The organism is Anaplasma marginale str. Florida (genome assembly GCF_000020305.1).
GTDB lineage: Bacteria > Pseudomonadota > Alphaproteobacteria > Rickettsiales > Anaplasmataceae > Anaplasma > Anaplasma marginale.
Genome location: NC_012026.1, coordinates 359,784 through 382,458, shown reverse-complemented (window position 1 = coordinate 382,458; position 22,675 = coordinate 359,784). Strand labels below are relative to the sequence as shown.

The window sequence follows — 22,675 nt, the reverse complement described above, 5'->3', positions numbered from 1 at the left end:
GCTGGCGTCTTCATTGCAAAGCTAAGTTGCAACCACTGGAGGTTGTGCGGCAATTTTGAAAAAGTGTTGGCAGAATACGAAAAAGCTGTAAGTAGCAGGGCCGGCATTGTGCCGCTACGGTATCCACACTCCTTGACCACCCAAGCTACACGCGGTTAAAGCGCACAAGACGCGCTAGGCGTACGCATCACCACCCGCATCTATAAAACCTCAGGTGCGTGCTTTCAGCCCATAAGCTTCCGGTGCGGGGCTGTTACTTCCCCCCCCCCCCTTCTTCTGGAAAATGCAAACTTGTATGATTCACCTTCAACTCGCAGGAAAAGCGCAACCATAACGAAAACTGCAACAGCGCAAAGGATCAGGTAAAATGCTGGGGCATTATCGAACCCGGTAGCATGAGAAAACCACAGACAAATCGCCGGGGAAAACCCGCCCACAAGGTACCCCGCACTGTAGGGAATCGAAAAACAAGTCTGCCGCGCACCCACCGGGAAAATTAGCACAACAAATGGTATACACCATCCTATGTACGTGCCAAGCATTACGTGGTACACAATAAGGGCCGTCACGTCACCCTTATAGATGAAGTGTACAATTGGATACGTCGTAACTATTATAAAGGCCAATAGGACCAAAAAGTAACTCCTTCGCTTGTTAGCATCAGACACAAGCAGGCTGCTATAGCTCGCAAGTGTCATAAGTAATAACACAACCGAATACTCCCAGATACTTGACCTGTGACTCAAGTCCATGTAGACCATGGATAGATAAAAAAACCCAGAGGCAAGCGAGCTCATCATGAGCACCAGCAGCACTCCCCCAGCGTTTTGCAGTAGAGATTTGAGAATGTTTTCCTTACGCCCAGTTGCTCTATATTTCACATAATCTGGGCTTTCGTGAATTTTAGAGCGGAGGTAAGGAAGCACACAGCTAACTGCACCCGCAACTAAAAACGGAATTCTCCACCCCCACTCGTGCATCTGGGCCTCCGTAAAAGTGGCCTCGCATGCCTTCAGCACAAATGTGCCTAGAAGTATCCCGACGCTAAAAAATGTCAACCTTGCCACCCATACCGTCTTCACCTTGCTCCTATCAACGCTTTCGGCCATCAATACAGTGCCACCTATCTCCGCACCGTATGATAATCCCTGAATAATCCTCAGCACAATAAGTACAGCAGGGGAAAGGCTCCAAGTAGCGGGAGTTGGGAGGATCGCTATGCAGAAGACCGACCCTGTCAGCATGCCAGCAGAGATGTTGAGCGCCAGCCTTCTGCCCATCTTATCGCCCAAATAACCGAACACTGTTGCGCCCATCGGCCGTGCGACAAAAGCAGCTGCAAAGGCTAAAAAACCAACAAGCGTGGACAGGTACGTGGAGTCCTCTCCTTGGCCAGACAGGAAAACGCCTTGCGAGAAAAACACTTTGCTAATTGTAGAGTTGAGCGCCGTGTAAGCTGCAAAGTCATAATACTCTATTGCCACGCACAGCAGCACGGCGAGCACAGCCTCGTCCAGGCCAGTAATTCTTTTCCAGAGTTTGTACACGAAACAGCACACCACGGGGCAGCTCACCAGTTTAGCATAGGGGGTACGGGTATTCAAATAATTTTCATCCGGCACACCCCACACCTGGCAGCGCACACAATACGCGCATCTACCGCGAAAAACAAGCAGCTTACACCCCGGCATTTATGCTGCTAACAGTAAACCCGCTACTACGGATCACCACTTTCTGACGCAGATTTGGCACGAAGCCATTTTCGGCATTCTACAGAACGAGCACAGGAGAGATATGTGCGCTCAAGTGATATCGCCACCAAGTGTGGCACACAACTGATGCGTCTAACCCTTCACGCTTCAGCATTTGGGCACAGCACGCCTCCACGTATTCTTGACAGAAGCTCATATGCAGAAAAGGTAGAAAAGTCTTCCCGGGGTGAAAATGGCGTCATTTGCTCTGCATATCGCAGCAAGAGCTCCTTGAAACCTTGTTTTGCAGCGTGTATAACCTCGGCACAATCCTCCACCTGCACCACTTCAACTGTCCACGGGGCTATTTTCCAATACGCGAAAGAGGCCACGTTCGCTCCGGTACTCTCCGCAACACATACAGCGTCTACTATGGCCCTTGACGCAAATCCACATCGCATGTCAGCCTTAGAAGGCGCCGCGCCAACCTTGTTGCACGCAACCATAACGCTGCCATCTTTCATATACTCTACCCTATCACACCGGGCGATTACTTGTATCTCTTCACTTACGTACCAGACAAAACTTTTTCCCGACTCTGTACGGGAGGCTGCGGATCTGCGTTCACTGTCTACCGCAAAAAAGTTACGCGCCATCTCTTCAAACTTCGGCCACCATAGCACATGCGCGTACGGATGGGTAACGGCAATGGCATCAAACTGACGCTTTGCTATCTCCAACAGAAGATTATAATCTCCAGCCTCCGTTCCAATGCTCACCAGATATTCACGCAGGATCTTGTGTGCAATAATGTTGAAACCCCGCACTGAATGTTGCGTGTTTACAGTTTTGGTGGGGAACATCTTCAAAATGTACTGTACATAGAACACGTACGGGTTGCTGATCAGGGTGTCTACGGCTTTTGCGGTAAGCACAGACATCGCCTTTTTCCTGACGTCCAACCCAGGATTGGGGGCCGATGCACGATGCGGATCGGCAACGACATTGCTACTGACAACAGCCTGGGTGGCTGCATAGCGCTCGGTACGATCTTTTAGTAGAAACGTGAGATATCTAATCCAAATCGGCTCTGCCACCGCCACGCCAAAGCTTTCAGCTGATTTCGTAATCCGAAGCTTCTTTGCATAAAAAAAGCTGTACAACACATACATCATGCGCCCACAATACTCTTCCAAAAGAGGCAGGCCTAACCTTTCACGCACCCAGTTGTTAAGTAGGTGGCTGCAGCGCGGTTTGAACTCGGCTTCGCTGAACCCCGAAAGTATGACAGCGTCTCTGGTCGCAAGGTTGACCCCAAACAATTTGTTGCGCTCTATCGTAAAGAAGGCCCGCACCAATAGAGTGCACACTTCCTTGTAGCTCGTCAGAGAAAATACCGCCACGCCCATGCAATAGTTATCAAACAAGGAAAAAAATGTGCTTATTTTATTCAGCGCGTGCGTGCATTCACTGGTGTCTAGCTTGTTCATCAATCTTTCTAGGCACTGAACATGCGCGGCAGCTATTTCACCAATCGTGGAGCCTTCGCGCACATTAATCATCGGTGATATTGCTTCAACAACTTTGCGCCAAAATTCTTCCAACTGCTGAAACTCTTCCCTAATGGCACTGCCTATTGCTTCAAAGCCTGTAGCCGAGTGTCCTCTCACTACTCTAATTTCAAACTCGGCCAGCAGTTTGCGATACTCGTCAGCATCGTATCCAAGCCTCACTAGTGGATGCTTAAGCATACACAGCAGCTGCACCGCATTCCCGGACGAAACCACTACCTCAATTGAACACAGCACCAGCGCGGAAATTATCTCGTCATAATCGCAATAATTCGCACCAATACGCAACAGCGCATCTACTCTGGCAGCGAGCGAGTCACTCCCAACAAACGTGACGCTCTTCCCTTCCAAAGATCTAATCGTGTCCTTATCAACATCGACCGCTGTCTGAGTGGGCTTTGCACTCGCAGCCCATCCACCGATACAGGAAAATTCGGCCTTCGCACCACGGTGTGCTTCTGTTGTGCATGACTTCAGAATTTCCACAACTTTAACAGCCTCCTCGGCCTCAGAGGAACACGCAATGAGCTCAATATCCTCCCCAGTGCCATAGTTCATGGCCAGGTGACTGGTTAGCTCAAAATTAAACAGCCGCTCAACTACATGATTCACCTTAACTTGGCCAAGCCTCTCCACCTCATTTCTACCCACGCCAAGATTTTTCAGTAGCTGCATGACATAGTATTGGTAATGCTCGCTGTGCAGAGTTTGCCATTCACGATCAGAAAGCCCAAGATCAACGTACGGGAGCACAATTACGGCATCCGAAACGCTGTGCATGAGCAGCCGGAGAAAGCGTGTAAATACTTTGCCAAACACAATCCCTGCCACCATAATCCTCTTGCCGGACCGCTCGAAACCCTCTACAAGTGGGCCAATGCCGCACCCCGATGGGGCCAAGCCGCGGCTTTTACGCTCCTGCTCCCACCACGGCACCAGATCGCACAAAAAATCGATCATGCGACAGCGTCCGGAAAGCTCATCATCACCGAAAACTTGTAATGCATCCGGCCCCACACAATTTGTGTGCAATTCATCCAATAGGAGCGACAGCTCGCTTGCTATCTGTAGCGGGTAATCTGCGCGGTGGGCGGCGCTCCACTGTGCCACAAATTGGGCCAGTAGTAAAAGTTGCCCTGCCGCACCCATAGAGGCATCGTAAGCGGTGGCCGCACACCCATCAACGCTTGTAAATGCCAGAATGTCGAGGTTGGCGCCATGTGCCGTAAGCTTGGATACTTCATGGCTGAGTAGTTGTGCATCCGTCGAACTAGGCACTACTACTGCGTCTATCCGGTGCGCAATCGCATACCGTGCAACCGTTTCTACAAACGATTCACTGCAGTGTACAGTCAAAACCCTGGCGTTCATAAGCTTGAGTGTTACAAACACACTAGCGCACATGTTACGCGAGACCGCTCCAGGGCACAATGTTTACGCAGCCGTGTGACAGCGAGGGAAACCCTGTCACTATCCCGCCACCGGAGCAATGCTCAGTATGGGGGCCATTCTACTTATTATTCTCCCCACAACCGGCGCAGACACGGCACCACCCGTAACTTTTGAGCCTTTGGGCTCGTCAATCATCACCATGATCGCATATTTCGGCTCAGAAATGGGAAATATGCCCAAAAATGATGCCAAGTTTGCGTCCTTGCGGTACCTACCATCTATGACTTTCTCCGCCGATCCCGTCTTCCCTCCAACCAGATATCCCTTGACGTTTGCCCGCTTGCCAGTCCCGCGTTCAACCGCAAATCTCAGTAGCTGCTTAACTTTGCGCGATGTCTCGCTGCTCACTACTCTCCTACCCTCCGTCCCTTTTCCGAAGATAAGCGTGGCATCATGCATGATGCCGTCATTTACGAGCCCGGCCGCAGCCTGCACAACGTGCACCGGAGTAACTGCAACTCCATATCCGTACGAAGCTGTAGCAACGGTGCTGTTACTCCACTCTCTGGGGAAAATTGGGAACCCCACCTCTGGAATTTCCAAGCCCAAATCTGACAGCAAATCCATCCTCTCAAAGTACTCCAGCTGAATGTCTTTACCCAAATCCATGGCGATTTTTGCCATACCTACATTTGAAGACTGCGCAAAAATTTCTCTCACGCTCAACACCGGGCTGCGCGACTTGTACATATCGTTGACCTTGTACCTGCCAATGATAAAAGGCTGTGAGACATCATACGTATCTTCAACTGAGACTTTGCCGGAGTCTATGGCGCTTGCTACCGTGAATAGCTTAAACACAGAACCCATTTCATACACACCCAAGGTCACTCGGTTAAATTTTTGATAGTTTTCGGCTTTTGAGCGGTTATTGAGGTCAAAATCTGGCAAACTCACTGCAGCGAGGATTTCACCATTCCTCACGTCCATTACGATCCCAATCCCCGCAGCCGCGTTATACTTCTCCATCTGGCGCAGTATTTCTTCTCTTACAACATTCTGCACTCTAACATCTACTGACAGCTTGACGTCGCCCTGCACACCGAATATGTCTGCATATCTCTCTATACCTGAAATTCCCCTACCATCCGGGTCAACATAGCCTAGTATGTGAGAGAGCAAGTTGTTGTGCGGATATACGCGCTTGACTTCCTGCGTTAAGTGTAGCCCCTTCAACCGCGCCTCTTTGATCTCTGCCGCTTCTGTGGAAGTTATGTCACGTTTAATCCAAATAAACTTTTTCTTCGGCGACAGCAGCCTGCGTATACGCTCACTATCATCGTGCAGAATGGCCGATACTTTTTCTATCACCAATTCAGGATTGGACATCACAGTCGTATCGGCAGAAAGCGACACCGTGGCTATATCCGTCGCAAGTATTTCACCATTGCGATCTAGTATAGTGAACCGACCTTTAGGCTGCGCATTCTTGCTCACCGCGGGTTTGATCTCCTCGTGCGGCACAGCCGTGAGCGTTATCAACCTAAATGTTATGATAATAAAAAAGACCACGAAAGGAATCGTAGCACACAAAAGCCGCTTTTTACTCTTATTAAGGGTTTCATTCCGCAATTCACAGCGGTCAAAAATTTGCCCCACGTGGTCCATGTTGAACTTCCCAACTAAAACCTTCGAAGGTTAGACGCTACGCTTGGCTGCATCAACTAATTTTAGAATCACAATAATCTATACGCGTAAGCCCTTATTGTTGTTCACTTTTTACCCGTCGCTGCCGTGCCCATTGTGTGCTGCTCTATTGGCCACTACTCCGAAACTGCGCTGGGCATTTTGCGATATAAATTAGTTGCTGCATACAGTTAAAGAAAATAAACTCTGTGTGGAAGAGCGGACCGAGTTTCAAATGCAGTTTCCAAAAACAAGAATGCGGCGCAGGCGCGCCCACGCTTGGATGCGCAATATCGTCAGGGAAACTGCACTTTGCGCTGGCAACCTAATACTGCCAATATTCGTCCATGAGCATGACGAAGACATAATTCCGGTAGAAGGTCTGGACTGTATGCGGAATGTATCCGCCAAAGGTGCGGCACATTTGGCGCGTGAAGCGCTAGAGGCGGGAATCAACGCCGTAATTGTGTTCCCGTCCAGATGTAAGAAGTCCACCGACGCGGAGGAGGCATATAATCCAAACAACCTAATTTGCGGCGCAATTCGCCATATAAAAGACTGCGTACCCGAAATTGGGGTTATTGCGGATGTCGCGCTTGATCCTTACACAACCTCCGGACACGATGGCATAGTAGTGGATGGCGAGGTGGATAATGACGCAACAATAACTGCACTCTGCAAACAGGCTGCAGTGCTCGCAGCTGCGGGTTGTGACGTTGTCGCTCCTTCAGATATGATGGATGGTAGGATTGGCGCCATTAGGGAGTTTCTCGATAATTGCGCCTTCAGTAATGTTTGTATACTCTCTTACGCCGCAAAGTTTTGTTCGTGCCTGTATAAGCCATTTCGCGGGGTAGTCGGCTCCCGCACGATGTCTCAGTCCATAGATAAAAGCACATACCAAATGGATGTCGCTAATTCCAGGGAAGCCCTGCTGGAGGCACGTCTTGACGTCGATGAAGGTGCCGATATGCTAATGATCAAACCGGGGATGTTTCACCTGGATGTAATCGCAGCAGTAAGTGCCGCGGTTGAAGTGCCGGTTTTTGCATATCAGGTCAGTGGCGAATATGCCATGATCAAGGCCGCATCGGCAAGTGGCTGGCTGGATTACAACCAATGCATGTATGAAGCACTAATCAGCATGAAACGCGCAGGAGCCAGGTGTATTATCACTTATGCTGCATTAGAAGTGGCAAGAATGCTGAAAACTCGGTAGAAAGCGGTGTTTGACGTCTTCATTGCGCAGCTAAATTACAACGCAAGAGATGTGCGAGGCAACTTTGAAAAGATATTGGCAGGGTATGAAAAAGCTGTAAGTAGCGGGGCTAGAATCATGCTGCTAAGCAGATGTGCGATATCCGGATACTTGGACAAGGCTCCTCTACCATTCGGGGAGTTTACAGCGTTGTACCGCAAATATCTAGAAAACCTGGCCTCGCACACACTGAACAAACAAACCTGTATTGTGGTGGGTGGCGTTGAGCGCAGAGATGCACAGCTTTGTGAGGTGATTTACCTGCTATCCGGCGGCACAATACGAACCTTGATGCACATACCAAAGCGTTTGAGAGATGCTTTTGTGATGTTTAGTGTGAGTGGTTTGACCGCCGCGTTACTGCTTGAGGAAAGCCCAGACGTGGAGCACGGTGGCGCAAGTATACCATCAAATGGGCTAGATCTACTGATACTAATGGGAAAATCTACGCACGGGTGGCCAAATGCCTTATCCTCGTGTGTCAGGCTATCTGGCAAATGCGGCGCCACATTGGCATACGTTAACCTACTCGGCGGATATGAGCACCGAGTGTTTCCCGGAGGATCTCTGCTTTGTAACAACGACAAAGCACACTTGTGTGCCCTTTGGTCCGAAGATCAGAGTATTATGAATCCGTGCGCTACGCTAGACAGCGTCGGAGAACCTCCAACAAGTGAGGAGCAAGATTATCAAAACCTCATGCTCGCGCTTAGGGATTATACCCACAAAAATGGGTTTGCTAGCGTAGTCTTAGGCATGTCCGGGGGGATAGATTCCGCGCTGGTTGCCACCATAGCTACTGATGCCCTGGGGCCGCAGTGCGTACACACGTTCATGCTACCAACAAGATATACTACTCCTTCGAGCGTGGAAGATGCGGCAAAGTGTGCGCTAAATCTTGGTACCAGCCATACAGTAATGTCTATAGAGGAAATTTACCGCACCACGCTTGGGGCGCTGAGTACACTCCCTGCAAACTCTCTCTCAGGCGTGGCCGAGGAAAACATGCAGTCTAGAATACGGGGAATATCCCTGATGGCGGCTAGTAACAAAATGGGATGGTTGCTCCTCGCCACTGGCAATAAATCCGAGCTACTAACGGGATATACGACTCTGTACGGTGATATGTGCGGGGGCTTTGCCCCAATCAAAGACGTGTACAAAACCAGAGTATACGAACTTGCGAAGTGGCGGAACAACAAAATACCGCGGGGTAGTCTTTGTCAAAAGACAAATGTAATACCAGAAGAGATAATACGTAAAGCCCCTTCAGCCGAGCTAAGGCCGGACCAAAAGGATCAAGACACCTTGCCGGAATATTCCGTCCTAGATCGCGTGTTACACGCACTTGTAGACCTCGGGCAAACGCAGGAGGAAATTGTGCGGTCAGGGTTCAGTGGAGAGTTGGTTGAGACAGTCATGAACCTGGTGCAAAAGTCATCCTTCAAGCTACAACAGGCCCCGTGTGGGCCGATCATCAGCCCATAAGTTTCCGGTGCGGGGCTGTTACTTCCCCCCCCCCCCTTCTCCGGAAAGTACAAACTTATATGATCCATCTTCAACCCGCAAGAAAAGCGCAACCATCACGAAGACTGTGACGGCGAAGGAGATCAGGTAAAATGCCGGAATAGTATTTAGCCCAGTGGCATGGGAAAGCCACAGACAAATGGCTGGGGAAAAACCACCTAGAAGGTACCCAGCGCTGTAAGGCGCAGAAAAACATGTCTGCCGCGCACCCACCGGAAACATTAACACAACAAACGGCCCGTACCATCCCCAATATGAGCCGAACATCACGAAAAACGCCATGCGTGCGATCATTGACCCTTCGTAGATGAAGTGCACAACCGGATACATCGCAACTACTATAATAGCCAAAACAGCCAGTAAGCAGCTTTTCCTCTTGTTAGCATCAGACACAAGCAGGCTCGCGTAGGATGCAAGCATCAAAAGCAACAATGAGATGACATACTCTAAGATACCCGACCTGTGGCCCATGTCCATGCAGACCAAGGATAGATAAAAAAACCCAGAGGAAAGTGCACCCATGGCAAAAACCAGCAGTACTCCACCGGCGTTCTGTAGCAAAGATTTGAGAATGTTTTCCTTGCGCCCGGTAGATTTATATTCCAAATAATCCGGGCTTTCGTGAATTCTGGAACGGAGGTAGGGAAGAAAACAACTCACCGCGGCTGCGATAAAAAATGGAATCCTCCACCCCCACTCGTGCATCTGAACCTTTGTAAGGGTGGCCTCACATACCCGCAACACGAACGTGCCTACAAGTATCCCAACGCTGCAAAGTATAATACGGATGACCCATACCACCTTCACCTGGTCCCTGCCGACGCTTTCAGCCATCAACACAACGCCACCGATTTCGGCGCCGTATGACAATCCCTGAATAATCCTCAGCACAATAAGCACAATGGGGGAAAGGCTCCAAGTAGTAGGAGTTGGAAGGACGGACATGAAAAAGACCGATCCCACTAGCATACCAGCAGAGATGTTAAGTGCCAGCCTTCTGCCTTTTCTGTCACCCAAATAACCAAACATTGTTGCGCCCAGCGGCCTGGCAACAAAAGCAGATGCAAAAACTAAAAATCCCATAAGTGTGGACAAGTATGTGGAGCCCTCTCCTTGGTCAAACAGGAAGGCACCTTCTGAGAAAAACACCTGCGCTATAACGGAACTAAGCATGCCGTAAACAGTAAAGTCGTAGTTTTCTATGGCAGTGCACAGCAAAACGGCAAGCACAACCTCGTTTAGGCCAGTAATTCTTTTCCAGAGTTTGTACACGAATCAGCACACCACAGGACAGCTCTACAGACTAGCACAGGGGCGATGTGCGATCAAGAACATTACACACCAGATACGGGTGGTGCACAATCAGAAGCATGGCCCACACCTAAAAAACCTCAGGTACCTCAGCCTCGGCCACTTCCGTCCCCCCCCCCTTCTTTTCTTCTGGAAAATGCAAACTTGTACGATCCACCCTCAACCCGCAGGAAAAGCGCAACCATTGCGAAAACTATGACGGCAAAGGAGATCAGGTAAAATGCAGGAACGCCATCTAGCCCCGTTGCATGGGAAAGCCACAGACAAATTGCGGGGGAAAATCCACCTAGCGTGCATCCCATGCTGAGCGGCATTGAAAAACATGTTTGCCTCGCACCCACTGGGAAAATTAGCACAACCAACGGCCCCCACCACCCCCAGTATACGCTGAATATTAGCACAAACACTATGCGCGCAACCATGTGGCCTTCGTAGATGAAGTGCACAACCGGGTACATCGCAACTATTATGAGGGCCAACAAGACCAGAAAGTAGCTCCTGTTCTTGCCAGCATCAGACACAAACAAACTGCAGCAAGGAGCTAGCGTCAGTAGCGATAGTAAGACTGCGTACTCCCAAGTACCTGACTTGTGGCCCAAGTCCATGTAAACCATGGATAGATAAAAAAACCCAGAGGAAAGTGCAGCCATAGCAAAAACCAGCAGCACTCCACCGGCGTTTTGCAGCAGAGATTTGAGGATGTTTTCCTTGCGCCCAGTTGCTTTATACTCCATATAATCCGGGCTTTCTTTGATTCTAGATCGCAGGTAAGGAAGCGCACAGCTAATCACACCCGCAACCAAAAATGGAATTCTCCACCCCCACTCGTGCATCTGGGCCTCCGTAAGGGCAGTCTCGCACAATCGCAACACAAACGCACCAAGAAATAGCCCAACGTTACCAAACACAGTTCCGATGACCCACGTCATCTTCACCTGGTGTTTTTCAACACTCTCAGCCATTAGTACAACACCACCAACTTCGGCGCCGTAGGCCAACCCTTGAATGATTCTCAACACAACCAGCGCAATAGGAGCAAGACTCCAAGTTTTAGGAGTCGGAAGCACAGATATGAGGAAAACTGAACCTGCCAGCATACCAGCAGAGATGTTGAGCGCCAGTCCTCTGCCTTTCCTGTCACCCAAATAACCAAACATCGTTGCGCCCAGCGGCCGCGCGACAAAAGCAGACGCAAAAACTAAAAAACCCATGAGCGAGGACAAGTATGTGGCGCGATCTCCTTGATCAGACAGAAAGGCACTCTGCAGGAAAAACACTTTTGCCATAATGGAACTAAGCATGCCGTAGACGATGAAGTCGTAGCTTTCTATGCTCATGCACAGCAGCACAGCGAATACAACTTCGTTCAGGCCGGTAATTCTTTTCCAGAGTTTACGCACAAGCCAACACACCACACCGCAACCTGGCCAGTTTAGCACAGGGGATATGTGCGCTCAAGTGATATTACAGCCGGATACGGGTATAACCTAAAGTAACGCCTACAACCCCAGGCGTAGTGCCGCACGCATATGACAGTATCCTGCAGCAGGCAGCTTACACCCCGGCATTTACCGCTAATAGTAAACCTACTGCTGCGGATCACCACTTTCCGACACAGATCCGGTGCGGAAGCTATTTCGGCACTTCAGGGCGTCGTGCCGCACGTGGTTAAAGCGCACAAGATGCCGGGCACAGCACACCTCCACGTATCCTCGACAGAAGTTCATATGCAGAAAAGGTAGAAAGTCTTCCCGGGGTAACGTCATTTGCTCTGCATATCGCAGCAAGAGCTCCTTGAAACCTTGTTTTGCAGCATGTATAACCTCAGCACAATCCTCCACCTGCACCACTTCAGGTGCTGTGCTGCCCAACTAGACCCTCACAATTTGAACTCAGACTACCACTTTCACCGAGCTCCCCCATAAAAAATCTGGCTCTCTCCAGAACATTTTTGGGAAACCCGGCAAGTTCCGCAACGTATATCCCGTAAGATTTGCCCGAAATCCCCGCTACTAGCTCATGTAGAAATACAACTTGGCCCTGCCACTCTTCTATTTTCATGTAAAAACACTGCACGTTCTTCAGATAAGAACTAAATTTCGGCAGTTCGTGATAATGCGTGGCACATATAGCTCTGCTCTTCGTAACGTCGTGAATATGCTCTATAACCGCCAGAGCTATGGAAAATCCGTCGTGGATCCCCGTGCCTCTACCAACTTCGTCCAGAATTACCAAAGACCTATCGGTTGCTTGGTTTAGGATAGCCGCGGTCTCAGCCATTTCTACCATAAATGTGGAATATCCCAACGATATGCTGTCCGAAGCCCCTACCCTGCTGAAAATTTTATCTATAACCCCTATATGCGCACTCTCCGCCGGCACGAATGACCCGATGTGCGCCAAAATCGCTATGAGTGCATTCTGCCTGAGGAAAGTGCTCTTCCCGGCCATGTTTGGCCCTGTAATGAGCCACATCCTGCCATCTTCCGAGAGGTTGACATCATTGGCAATGAACCGCACACCCGTCTCAACCACGGGATGGCGCCCTCTTTTTACTGCGAACTCTCTGCTATCATCAACAATAGGCCTGACATATTTGTTCTCCACCGCCAACCTGGCAAGTGAAATCAAAACATCCAGCTCCGCAACCGCATTGGCCGCAAGTTCGACGCTTTGCGCCTCCTCCGAAATTCGTAGACAAAGTCCGCGGAAAATCTGAGCCTCAAGCTCCATAATCTCACTTTTGGCAGCGGTGATTGTCTCCTCAAGTTCCCTAAGCTCCGCGGTGGTATGGCGCATCGTATGTGCCAGGCTCTGCCTGTGTATGAAGATTGTATCTTTAAGTTTATGCGAAGCAGGGGTTTCTATGTAATACCCGAGCACGCTGTTGTACGCAATCTTGAGGCTGCCTATCCCAGTAAGCTTACGGTACTTATCACGCAGGTCCTGCATGAGTTTATCACTTTCACTTTCAATGCGCACAACCGTGGCTAGACGCGCATTGCATGCAGGATTTATAAACCCACCATCTCTGGCGTTTGCTGCATTATTTTCAAGTATGGTGCCGCTTATTAACTTCAGCAGCTTCTCATGCTCACCAAACTCACCAACAATCCTGACCAACATAGGATTGTCCACTTCTAGCATGATCTGCTGCAGTCGCAGAATCTTTGCGAGGGCCTTTCCTAACATGCAAACATCCCGCGGCGAGCATTTAAGCAGCTTGATCCGAGTCAGGATACGTTCCATATCAGGGATCCCACGCATGACATCTCTTATGCTCTCACATATATTTCGGCTTTTTACGAAAAACTCCACAGCATCCTGTCTGCTATTTATGACGTGTGGGCAGGAGGATGGAAACGCAAGATGTCGCTTTAGGAGCCTGCTTCCTATCGCAGTCACGGTTCTATCTATGACGGATACCAAGGCCCCCTCTTTCTCCCCAGACTGGGTGCAAAACAACTCAAGGTTCCGCAGCGCTGCACCGTCTATGAGTACAAAGCTTTTGCTATCGCACACTTTCGGATAGCCTAACTTCGGAAGGTTATTCTTCTGCGTTGTGCGCACGTACTCAACCAAAGAGCCACATGCAGACACCTCCACATCTGTAAAATTTCCTAATCCCCGCAGGGTATTCACTCCATATATCCCACACAAGACCTTTTCTGCTTTTTTGACATCGAAGAAACTCTCGCTATGGCTGGTAACTGCGCACCGATGCCTACGCAAAATCAGTTCAACTTCCCGTTGCTCTTTCAGTCGATCGGAAATTAGCAACTCCCTGGGGCGTATCCGCTGTATTTCGCTGTCAATGTTCTCCAGTCTACTGGAACGCACGTTGAATATTCCTGCAGATAGGTCCATCCACGCCACACCGTAGCTATCTCCCACACGCGAAAGGCACGCCAGATAGTTGTTCTCACTCGCTTCCAGCAACCCGTCTTCAAGCAAAGTGCCAGGCGTTACTATCCTCACTACATCTCGTTTAACCAGGGCCCGATGCCCCCGCTTGCGCGCTTCCTCCACCGTCTCAAGTTGCTCACATATGGCAACCTTGTGGCCAAGTTTTACTAACCTTCCCAAATAGCTGTCTGCACTGTGCGTGGGTATACCGCACATAGGGGTTCCAGCGCCCCTCTTGGTTAACACTATATCCAAAGCCCTAGATGCCACAACCGCATCGTCGAAAAAAAGCTCGTAAAAGTCCCCAAGCCTGTAAAACAGCAAACACCCCTCATATTGGTCTTTTAGTGACTTATACTGCCTGATTATGGGAGTATATTCCGTATTGTCGCTTGCCTTAACCATGTGTTAACCTTTGCGTGCTTAAGTATGCGCTAACCGTTGCGTGTGCTTGGGTTGCGATTTTATACACAATACCGGATACGTACACCAAAATTTTTGCGTTCGTTTGGTGGGTTGATGTTTTAAACTTTTGCATGCTGTACGCTGAGTATCTATAATCCTGTGGTTTTCTTGATGCTTTTGACGTGTTGCACGGGGCTTGACGGGTCTGCATCAAGCCAGCATGGAGGGGTGCCGGATGGGGTGCTGCCGCCGTTGTCTGATGCGTTTAGGTTTGGTCAATTGCGGATCTAAGCCGATTAGATGCCGCGTGATGGGTATGAGATTTAGGGGGTCAGTATGAGCACCGATAAAAATTTGCAGGAAAAGGCGAGTGAAGCTCTCAAGAAAGCGGGAGTTGGTGCCGCAACTGCCGCCGATTTCGCCACTACCCCACCAAAAACAAATAAACATGCCTCAACCACCCGCAATACTTGGCAGAATATCAAAAACTTGGTTAGTAGAGTTAGAAGTTCGGACGAGTGGAGCCCATTTAAAAGCAGGGTTGGTAGGATACAGAACACACCTAGCGAGAGGGCTCGCGGTAACGACGTAAGCGCATCTTATGGCCAATCCGGCAAGCTGACTCTTACAATTGCAAACTACGTCTTCAACGACGACGCACTAAAAATATTGGATGCAGTTGATAGCAGCGAAGAGAAGCGACTCGATCCGAAGAGCTCAGCACTTGGAGTGAATTTTTCCAGCGACACCCTCATTGACGTAAAGGGGATGATGAAAAACCAAGAGGCCATGAAGGGCTATGAAAAGCTGGTAGCGCTTCGAGAACATCTTGCAAAATGTGGCGGCAAGATTGCCGTTACTCGCACTCGAGATGGCTTTGAAAGGACGCTTAAGGTTACCTTAGATACCGAAAACAAAACTGTAGATCAGATACAAAAGGAAATTGAATCCGTTCTTGAGTGCGTCGGGATAAAAAATCGTACACTAGCACACAGCCTCGCAAAGGAAATGGCGTACAAGAGGGATATGGGGCATTCCCAAACTGGTGATCAAGTCAGCAATATAAAAAATGACGGGTCTGCACGTAGCGGCAGTGACGCGACCGGGCCAAGTTCTCAGACGGCGCAACACGGGCATAATATAGAGTCAGATGTTGACAGCAATGCTCAGCACAGCGTAGATAGTAGTGGATCTGAAGTGGGAGATGACATGGTTCTTGGTTTAAGTGCAGCACAGCAATCAGGAGCTGGCCCCGGTGATATTACACCGGAAAGCTTTTCCCTAGCAGCAACAGTGGGGCCGTATGCCAGGTCCCAGATTGGGGGAAAATCCAGCGCAAAGGAGACAGCGGAGTTGCAATCTGAGTTCCTAAAAAAGTGCAGCGGCGCAGCTGCTTCTCAGGATATCAGCAAGGCTACAGCAGATATCACCCTAGATGAAGCATTGGTCCATAGCGCTTCCGCAGGGCTTGATGGGGTAGTCAATAGCGGAGTGTCGCAGTCAGAGGCAGCGTCGTTCACCCCCACCTCAGCCCCAGGACAGGCCGCAGCGTCCGCACGCGCTGTCTCAACCGGCAGAGATGCATGACCAATAGCGCAGCAATAGGGGAGTATGACAGCGGCAATGTGTTTGCCCGCATCTTGAGGGGCGAGGCACCTTGTAGAAAGGTGTACGAGGACGAGCAGGTTTTGGCCTTTCACGATATTCGTCCGGAAGCTCCAGTACATGTTCTTGTGATACCCAAGGGTAAGTACATATCATACGATGACTTCATAAGATCTGACTGCGATATCGCAGGCTTCTTCAGGACAGTGGGCGCGATAGCCAGAGAGCTTGGGCTCCACCACGGAGGGTATAGGTTGGTCACCAACCATGGGAAATCGGCCGGGCAAGTGGTGCCACATTTTCACGTTCACATACTCGGCCATCCGGAAAAACCCTGAGCACAAAAATCCTGACGGCGGCCACGGTCAGGGAGCTTAGCTCACCATGGATGCAGGTTGCCTGTTGTCGGTGGCGCGGCTACCGGTCTCTTATGCCGCACCCACTGGGCTTCTGCACTTTTTCATCCACAAAGTGTGGGTACGTGCCGGTGCTAACTTGCGCTTGCGGCGTAAAAGTGTTATTGCTAACTCGACGCTATGTAAAACGGGCCGGCCATGAAGCTTAGTGGAGTCTTTACCGCGTTGGCAACCCCCTTTAGAGATGACTTATCCCTGGATGAAAGAGCGCTGGCCTCGTTTGTGGATTGGCAGATTTCTTCAGGAATCTCCGGGATAGTACCGTGCGGCACTACCGGAGAGTCTGCTACCCTGAATTTTGAGGAGTACTGCACAGTAGTGAGGCTGTGCATAGAAACTGCACGGGGGCGCATCCTGGTCATCGCGGGTGCGGGGTCTCACTGTACCACAGAAACTATAAGTAGGGCGCTGTTCGTGCAATCTGCCGGGGCGGATGCAGCTTTGATAGTAGTGCCGTACTACAATCGGCCGAGTGACGAGGGAGTATATCAACACTTCCGAGCCGTGCATGACGCAACCAACATACCGATAGTGCTTTATAATGTCCCACAAAGAACAGCGATTGACATATCTAACGACACGATTAGAAGAATTGCGGAATTGCCCAGGGTTGTTGGCATAAAAGACTGCACTGGGGCTGAGAGGGTGGCAGCGCTGAAGGCAATTCTACCCGAGAAAGTTGCGATCCTTTCTGGCGAGGATGAAACCGCGCTTGCTTCTTACATGAATGGGGGTTCCGGGTGTATTTCTGTAGTGTCTAACGTTGCGCCAAAGATGGCCGTGGAATTGTATCGCCTCCATGCACTGGGGAAAATAAACATGGCAAAACAAGTGAGCGGAAATTTGGCAGCGTTAAGCAGAGTGTTATTCATCGAGCCCAGTCCATCACCCACCAAATATGCACTCAGCTTGATGGGTAAAATGCGGCCGAAAGTGCGCCTGCCCCTGGTCGAGCTCACTAGCAGCGGCCAGACTGCAGTCAAGAATGTGCTAGAAACATTAGACTTGCTACGGCAACAGAAGGCAATGCATAGCCAACTGTAGCGCGCTCTGGAGTGGCAAAACTTAATCGCGGCGAAGGTGCAGTGTTCAGCCGTCTTGCCGTGCGTGCATTTCAATTCTCGCATGCATTATCAGCTTTTCGAAGTTTCTTGCTTACGTACAAGCAGGTAATCAGGTAATAATGCCCTTGGAGAGCGCTACTATGATTCTCACCAAGAATCTCTCTACCTGCATATTTTCATAATTTCTAGGAATTACATGACAGTACCTAATTTTGAAGTAAAAGACAGCGTTACAAGCCTCATACCCGCATACAACGAGCTCCAAGAGCACGATGACGGCCCTCATGAGGAAAACCGACTCCCCTTGAAAGTCAGACATATAGAGGAGATTAATCGCAAATTTGACCAGCAAAGTGATCGCTTAGACAGGTTGGAGCTCGCCGCAAAGCGCCTCAACCTCTGCGAGGACCCCGAAGCGCTAGAGCGCAAGTCACTATCAGAATACATACGCAACGGACAAGTTACAGGTTTTGAACAAAAAGGCCTTGATAGCAGCTCAGCACTAGCGTACCTCATGCCGAGAGAAATCTCCATGCATATAGACAAGCGCTTATCTCAAAGCTCTGTAATGCGCAAACTGTGCTCGGTGGAGAAGGTATCGGGAGACAGCCTCGAATATTTCACCACCAACAATAAGGATACCTTCGTGGGGTGGGGAGGAGAAGTGCAAAGCGATACAGCAGCCCCAAAAATGAGCAAGACGACCATATACTTGCACGAGTTATACGCGCAACCGCAGATTGCAAAAAAGCTTTTGGATGACTCCTTAGTAGATCTGGAAGGCTGGCTCATAGACAACCTGGTAGATGCGTTCAGCAGGAAAGAAAATGAGGCTTTCATCTCCGGGGATGGGGACAAGAAGCCATCCGGTATACTGTCATCTGAGGACGGGAAGGACGAAGGACAAATTGAAAGAGTATCCGCAAAACAGCTGAACAGCGACGCCATCATTTCACTGTACTACTCCCTGGACGAATATTTTGCCGGCAGAGGAGCGTTTATAATGCACAGAAGCGTGCTGCAGGCAATACGCTCACTCAAATCCGGTTCCGGACAGTATTTACTGCAACCTGGCCCATCCGGGGAGGAAACGCTGCTGGGGGCACCGGTATACCAAACTTCAGATATGCCGGCTATCGCCAATGCCAAACTCCCGATAATAGCGTTTGGGGATTTTAAAAACGCGTACAAAATTGTGGAAAATCGAAATATGAAAATCTTGCGTGACCCGTTTACGAGCAAAGCTTTCGTCGCGTTTTACACAACAAAGCGTGTGGGCGGGAGCATCATAAACGGGAGTGCAATAAAGCTGTTGAAGATCGAAGGCAGCAAGCCCACGGTTGAATAAAAACTCGACAACCTGTACGGGTGGGGCGTTCATCACGCCCCATTGTGCATTTAGTGCGCGGTAAAGCGGTTTGAGGAGGGCATTAAGCTGCCCGCATACACAACCTACCGTTGTACATTCATAGAGCGGTGGCATGGGTAGGCATACGTGGCGGTTAAAACCTGTGCAGGTGCCACCATTCGCGGGATTGGGCGCTGCTTTGTGGCACACACCACGGCTGCTGGTTCGTAAAGAACAATACATGCATTCAGAGTTTGCATAGCTCCGCAACCACGGCAGGAGGCACCTTCGGCATACATATATGTCCATCAATACACCCTAATGTGCACTTCGCAAAACAGATGATCAGTCTGCGTCTCGGCATACAGGTAAGTGACACTTCATCCAGCCACTTGTCATTGCTACAAAACCTGTACGGGGCTCTATGCGAGGGTGCGCGCTGCAATTTCATGTGGCTCAGATATGCCCGCAAAGGGATGCCGGCACACTTAAAGGACGCACATAAGCACTTGGTGCACCTGCGGCAACTAACCTATCGGTCGGGAAAAGCTTTTTACACCTACTGTACAAACACTGGCAGGACCACTATGCAAATACGGAATCTATTATAGCCTGCTGTTGCGTCGCGTGTGCGCTTGGGTACCCTGCCGCCGTGGACGCAGACTCAGACCTACCGATATAGGATACGGACCCGGAAATGCCGGCACACCGCATGGACTCTTCAATCCGATCGCGCACAAAACTCCAGCCGCCCATGTTAAAATGCTCTTCCTGGCACCATACTACCGAAGCTTTTTTGTACTTCGCAAGCTCATTAGCCAATAACTCGGTCGGGAACGGGTAGTATTGCTCCAGCCTCAGAAGTGCAACATCTGTCTTATCAGCTCTTGCCGCTAGAAGATCGTAGTACACCTTCCCGCTGCACACCACTACCCGACGTACCGCACTGGAATTAACATCCGAAACCTCGCCAATCACCGGAATAAAATGACCTTCAAAGTCTGAGATTTTGGACACAGCCATTTTATGCCTCAGTAGAGATTTCGGAGTGAACACCACCAGCGGCTTTCTGAAATCCCTATGCAGCTGCCTACGCAGCGCATGAAAAAAATTCGCGGGAGTCGTGCAGTTGACAACCTGCATGTTGTCCTCGGCACAGAGCTGCAAATACCTTTCAATTCTCGCGGAGCTATGCTCTGGACCCTGGCCTTCATACCCATGCGGTAGCAATAGTACCAATCCGCTGGACCGCATCCACTTGGTTTCAGCAGCAGCGACATACTGGTCAATAATTATCTGCGCACCGTTGGCAAAATCACCAAACTGCGCCTCCCAAATGACTAATACATTGGGGGAATCCAAGCTATACCCATACTCAAAGCCCATAACCGCATACTCAGAAAGCGGGCTATCCATGACGTCAAACCTGGCCTGTTCCACGCCTAGATTGTTCAGAGGTACGTAGTGCTCCCCAGTAACCTGGTCCACAAGCCTAGCATGCCTATGGGAGAACGTGCCCCTGGCAGAATCCTCCCCAGATAGGCGAACCCTGAATTTTTCGACCAACAGCGAGGCAATAGCCAGAGCTTCGCCCGTACCCCAATCTATTGAGTCACTCTGCACACCTTTGAGCCTGCCAGCCAGCATCCTGGCGATTTTCGTTTCCGCGTTGAACCCCTCCGGGATGGCACATAGAGAGTCTACCAAGGCGAGCAATTTGCTCCTCTCAACCCCAGTCTCTGAAAGATAATCCTGAAAGTTGCCCGGATCTGGGCGCCTGAGACCTTGCCAACAACCCTGAAACCAATCCTCCTCTTCTGGCTTGTACTTCGCAGACTCGGCAAAGGCCTCCTCCAACACTGCGCGGAACTCCCCACGCGACTTATCAACATCCTCCTTGGTAACCACTCCCTCACTTATGAGCCGTTCTGCATACAAGCTGGCAACGGTCTTGTGCGCGGCAATGCGTTTGTACATCAGCGGTTGGGTAAACATAGGTTCGTCACCCTCATTGTGACCAAAGCGCCTGTAGCAGACTATATCAACCACTACATCCTTCCCAAATTTGCTTCTGTATTCCATGGCCAGATCCGCCACTAACAGTACTGACTCCGGATCATCACCATTAACATGAAACACGGGGGCATCTATCATCTTCGCTACATCCGAGCAGTAGAAAGACGTCATAGAACTTTCGGGGTCCGCGGTAAAGCCAACTTGGTTGTTCACTACCACATGCACAATTCCGCCCGGAGAGTAGCCCGCAACTCCACTCAAGGTAAACCCCTCTGAGACCACCCCCTGGCCGATGAAGGCAGCGTTCCCATGCACCAAAATTCCAAGCACAGGCTGGCGTTTTTCGTCGCTCTTAGCCTTCACTCTACCCATGACGACAGGGTTAACAGATTCCAAGCTAGAGGAGTTATACGCGAGCGACAGGTGCACCGTCTCACCCCCAATTTTTGTGTCAGTCGAGTACCCCAAATGGTATTTCACATCCCCAGATAACGACAACCCTTCTGGGTACGCCATACCCCCAGAAAATTCATACAGCACTGCAGCATATGGTTTGCGCATCACCCTAGTAAGTACACTCAGCCGCCCCCTGTGCGATAAACCTAGCACAACTTCTTTGCAGTTAAACCCCGGCGCAAGGGCAATTATTCTCTCAAGCAAGGGAACAAGCACATCCCCGCCCTCAACAGAAAACCTCTTGTATCCTGGATATCTTACATGCAGAAACTGCTCAAACAATTCGGTCTCCTGCAAACACCGCAAGGTCTCTCTCTTGCGCTCAGGCGCGATTACCCTGCTGGTATTTTCAATCTTATCCCTCAGCCAATCGCGCTCCTCACTGGAGGGTATATGCATGAACTCATAGCCAATTGAGCCGCAGTAGGTTTCTTTGAGAGCTTGCAAAATTGAAGGCAACGAAGACCCAGACCCACGCCAAGCAGCTTCGCCGTCCCCTATTATAGAAGCGATAAACTTATCATGATCAAGCGCAACCTTCCCTGCCATGCCTAGGGGATCAAGATCTGCTGCAAGATGCCCGTAAGACCTAAAAAAATGCAGTAGACACAGAACCTTAGAGTCCACAGCTATATCATTACCAGAAGTGGCTTGCGCACACTCGGCAGGGTATTTATCCTCCAATGCGCGAGTGAACAAGCTCTTCCAACAATTCGGAAGCTCCGCATCTCCCCGCTCATACCTGCTGTACACCTCTTCCACAAGAAGTGCATTATCCCCAAACAAACAATCCTTCTGGCTCCTGTAAGACACCACGTACACCTTCACGCAGCAACAAAAATCCTCGCACAGTGTGGAGAATCGCGACCACTCTAACATACTTTCACGGTCATTTAAAGCTAACATTCTCCCGGCGCTATGTTGGTTCCCTAGCCTGGATAACTTTTGCTTACTAATTGTCAGGCTGGGTTTTACCCTCTAGTACGGGATCCTTGTACACCGATCTCTACAAAATCAATTTAT

Annotated in this window: 14 protein-coding genes; 6 read left to right on the top strand and 8 right to left on the bottom strand. The window is 50.0% G+C overall.

Annotation, left to right across the window (positions count from 1 at the left end):
• Positions 1-224: 224 nt before the first annotated feature.
• From AMF_RS06625 to AMF_RS06615, 3 genes are all read right to left on the bottom strand, one after another.
• Positions 225-1,691 carry an MFS transporter gene (locus AMF_RS06625; protein ID WP_012658899.1) on the bottom strand — a complete coding sequence of 489 codons (1,467 nt, stop codon included), beginning with the start codon at positions 1,689-1,691 and terminating at the stop codon, positions 225-227.
• 161 nt (positions 1,692-1,852) lie between these two features.
• Positions 1,853-4,654, bottom strand: coding sequence for a PD-(D/E)XK nuclease family protein (locus AMF_RS06620; RefSeq protein WP_241759789.1), 2,802 nt, complete (start codon positions 4,652-4,654; stop codon positions 1,853-1,855).
• Between the two features lie 78 nt (positions 4,655-4,732).
• A complete protein-coding gene (locus AMF_RS06615) occupies positions 4,733-6,322 on the bottom strand; it encodes a peptidoglycan D,D-transpeptidase FtsI family protein (RefSeq protein WP_010267398.1) in 1,590 nt (529 codons plus the stop codon).
• A 253-nt stretch (positions 6,323-6,575) separates the two neighbouring features.
• Here AMF_RS06615 and hemB point away from each other — a divergent pair, with 253 nt between their 5' ends.
• Together hemB and nadE are read left to right on the top strand one after the other, a co-directional pair.
• The gene (hemB, locus tag AMF_RS06610; RefSeq protein WP_010267396.1) at positions 6,576-7,559 is read left to right on the top strand and encodes a porphobilinogen synthase; all 984 of its coding nucleotides are present in this window, start codon (positions 6,576-6,578) and stop codon (positions 7,557-7,559) included.
• Between the two features lie 6 nt (positions 7,560-7,565).
• Entirely contained in the window at positions 7,566-9,086 is a 1,521-nt protein-coding gene (gene nadE, locus AMF_RS06605; RefSeq protein ID WP_010269744.1) for an NAD(+) synthase, read from the top strand.
• An 18-nt stretch (positions 9,087-9,104) separates the two neighbouring features.
• On the opposite strand, the gene AMF_RS06600 is transcribed toward nadE, so the two are convergent.
• From AMF_RS06600 to mutS, 4 genes are all read right to left on the bottom strand, one after another.
• Entirely contained in the window at positions 9,105-10,397 is a 1,293-nt protein-coding gene (locus AMF_RS06600; protein ID WP_012658897.1) for an MFS transporter, read from the bottom strand.
• A 128-nt stretch (positions 10,398-10,525) separates the two neighbouring features.
• Positions 10,526-11,836 (bottom strand): MFS transporter, encoded by a 1,311-nt coding sequence (locus tag AMF_RS06595; RefSeq protein ID WP_100199353.1) that lies wholly within the window; start codon positions 11,834-11,836, stop codon positions 10,526-10,528.
• 186 nt (positions 11,837-12,022) lie between these two features.
• The gene (locus AMF_RS06590; protein WP_223822660.1) at positions 12,023-12,277 is read right to left on the bottom strand and encodes a hypothetical protein; all 255 of its coding nucleotides are present in this window, start codon (positions 12,275-12,277) and stop codon (positions 12,023-12,025) included.
• Positions 12,278-12,287: 10 nt separating this feature from the next.
• Entirely contained in the window at positions 12,288-14,747 is a 2,460-nt protein-coding gene (gene mutS, locus AMF_RS06585) for a DNA mismatch repair protein MutS (protein WP_012658895.1), read from the bottom strand.
• A gap of 336 nt (positions 14,748-15,083) precedes the next feature.
• Here mutS and AMF_RS06580 point away from each other — a divergent pair, with 336 nt between their 5' ends.
• From AMF_RS06580 to AMF_RS06565, 4 genes are all read left to right on the top strand, one after another.
• Positions 15,084-16,334, top strand: a complete 1,251-nt coding sequence (locus AMF_RS06580) for an AM410 family tick-upregulated protein (RefSeq protein ID WP_010269731.1) — start codon at positions 15,084-15,086, stop codon at positions 16,332-16,334.
• Complete coding sequence (locus AMF_RS06575; RefSeq protein ID WP_010267386.1) at positions 16,331-16,690, top strand: histidine triad nucleotide-binding protein; 360 nt, start codon at positions 16,331-16,333, stop codon at positions 16,688-16,690. Before AMF_RS06580 ends, AMF_RS06575 begins: the two co-directional genes overlap by 4 nt.
• A 216-nt stretch (positions 16,691-16,906) precedes the next feature.
• Positions 16,907-17,812: a 4-hydroxy-tetrahydrodipicolinate synthase gene (dapA, locus tag AMF_RS06570; RefSeq protein ID WP_010269726.1), complete on the top strand. Its 906-nt coding sequence runs from the start codon at positions 16,907-16,909 to the stop codon at positions 17,810-17,812.
• A gap of 216 nt (positions 17,813-18,028) precedes the next feature.
• On the top strand, positions 18,029-19,180 hold the full coding sequence (locus AMF_RS06565; RefSeq protein ID WP_010263447.1) for a phage major capsid protein: 1,152 nt from the start codon (positions 18,029-18,031) through the stop codon (positions 19,178-19,180).
• A gap of 585 nt (positions 19,181-19,765) precedes the next feature.
• Here AMF_RS06565 and AMF_RS06560 read toward each other — a convergent pair.
• Positions 19,766-22,558 carry a 2-oxoglutarate dehydrogenase E1 component gene (locus AMF_RS06560; RefSeq protein WP_012658894.1) on the bottom strand — a complete coding sequence of 931 codons (2,793 nt, stop codon included), beginning with the start codon at positions 22,556-22,558 and terminating at the stop codon, positions 19,766-19,768.
• Between the last annotated feature and the right edge of the window lie 117 nt (positions 22,559-22,675).

Excerpts from the sequence above, each read along its gene's own strand:
- AMF_RS06625 (WP_012658899.1), bottom strand. The coding sequence starts at position 1,691 with ATGCCGGGGTGTAAGCTGCTTGTTTTTCGCGGTAGATGCGCGTATTGT.
- AMF_RS06615 (WP_010267398.1), bottom strand. The coding sequence starts at position 6,322 with ATGGACCACGTGGGGCAAATTTTTGACCGCTGTGAATTGCGGAATGAA.
- hemB (WP_010267396.1), top strand. The coding sequence starts at position 6,576 with ATGCAGTTTCCAAAAACAAGAATGCGGCGCAGGCGCGCCCACGCTTGG.
- mutS (WP_012658895.1), bottom strand. The coding sequence starts at position 14,747 with ATGGTTAAGGCAAGCGACAATACGGAATATACTCCCATAATCAGGCAG.
- AMF_RS06580 (WP_010269731.1), top strand. The coding sequence starts at position 15,084 with ATGAGCACCGATAAAAATTTGCAGGAAAAGGCGAGTGAAGCTCTCAAG.
- AMF_RS06575 (WP_010267386.1), top strand. The coding sequence starts at position 16,331 with ATGACCAATAGCGCAGCAATAGGGGAGTATGACAGCGGCAATGTGTTT.
- dapA (WP_010269726.1), top strand. The coding sequence starts at position 16,907 with ATGAAGCTTAGTGGAGTCTTTACCGCGTTGGCAACCCCCTTTAGAGAT.
- AMF_RS06565 (WP_010263447.1), top strand. The coding sequence starts at position 18,029 with ATGACAGTACCTAATTTTGAAGTAAAAGACAGCGTTACAAGCCTCATA.
- AMF_RS06560 (WP_012658894.1), bottom strand. The coding sequence starts at position 22,558 with ATGTTAGCTTTAAATGACCGTGAAAGTATGTTAGAGTGGTCGCGATTC.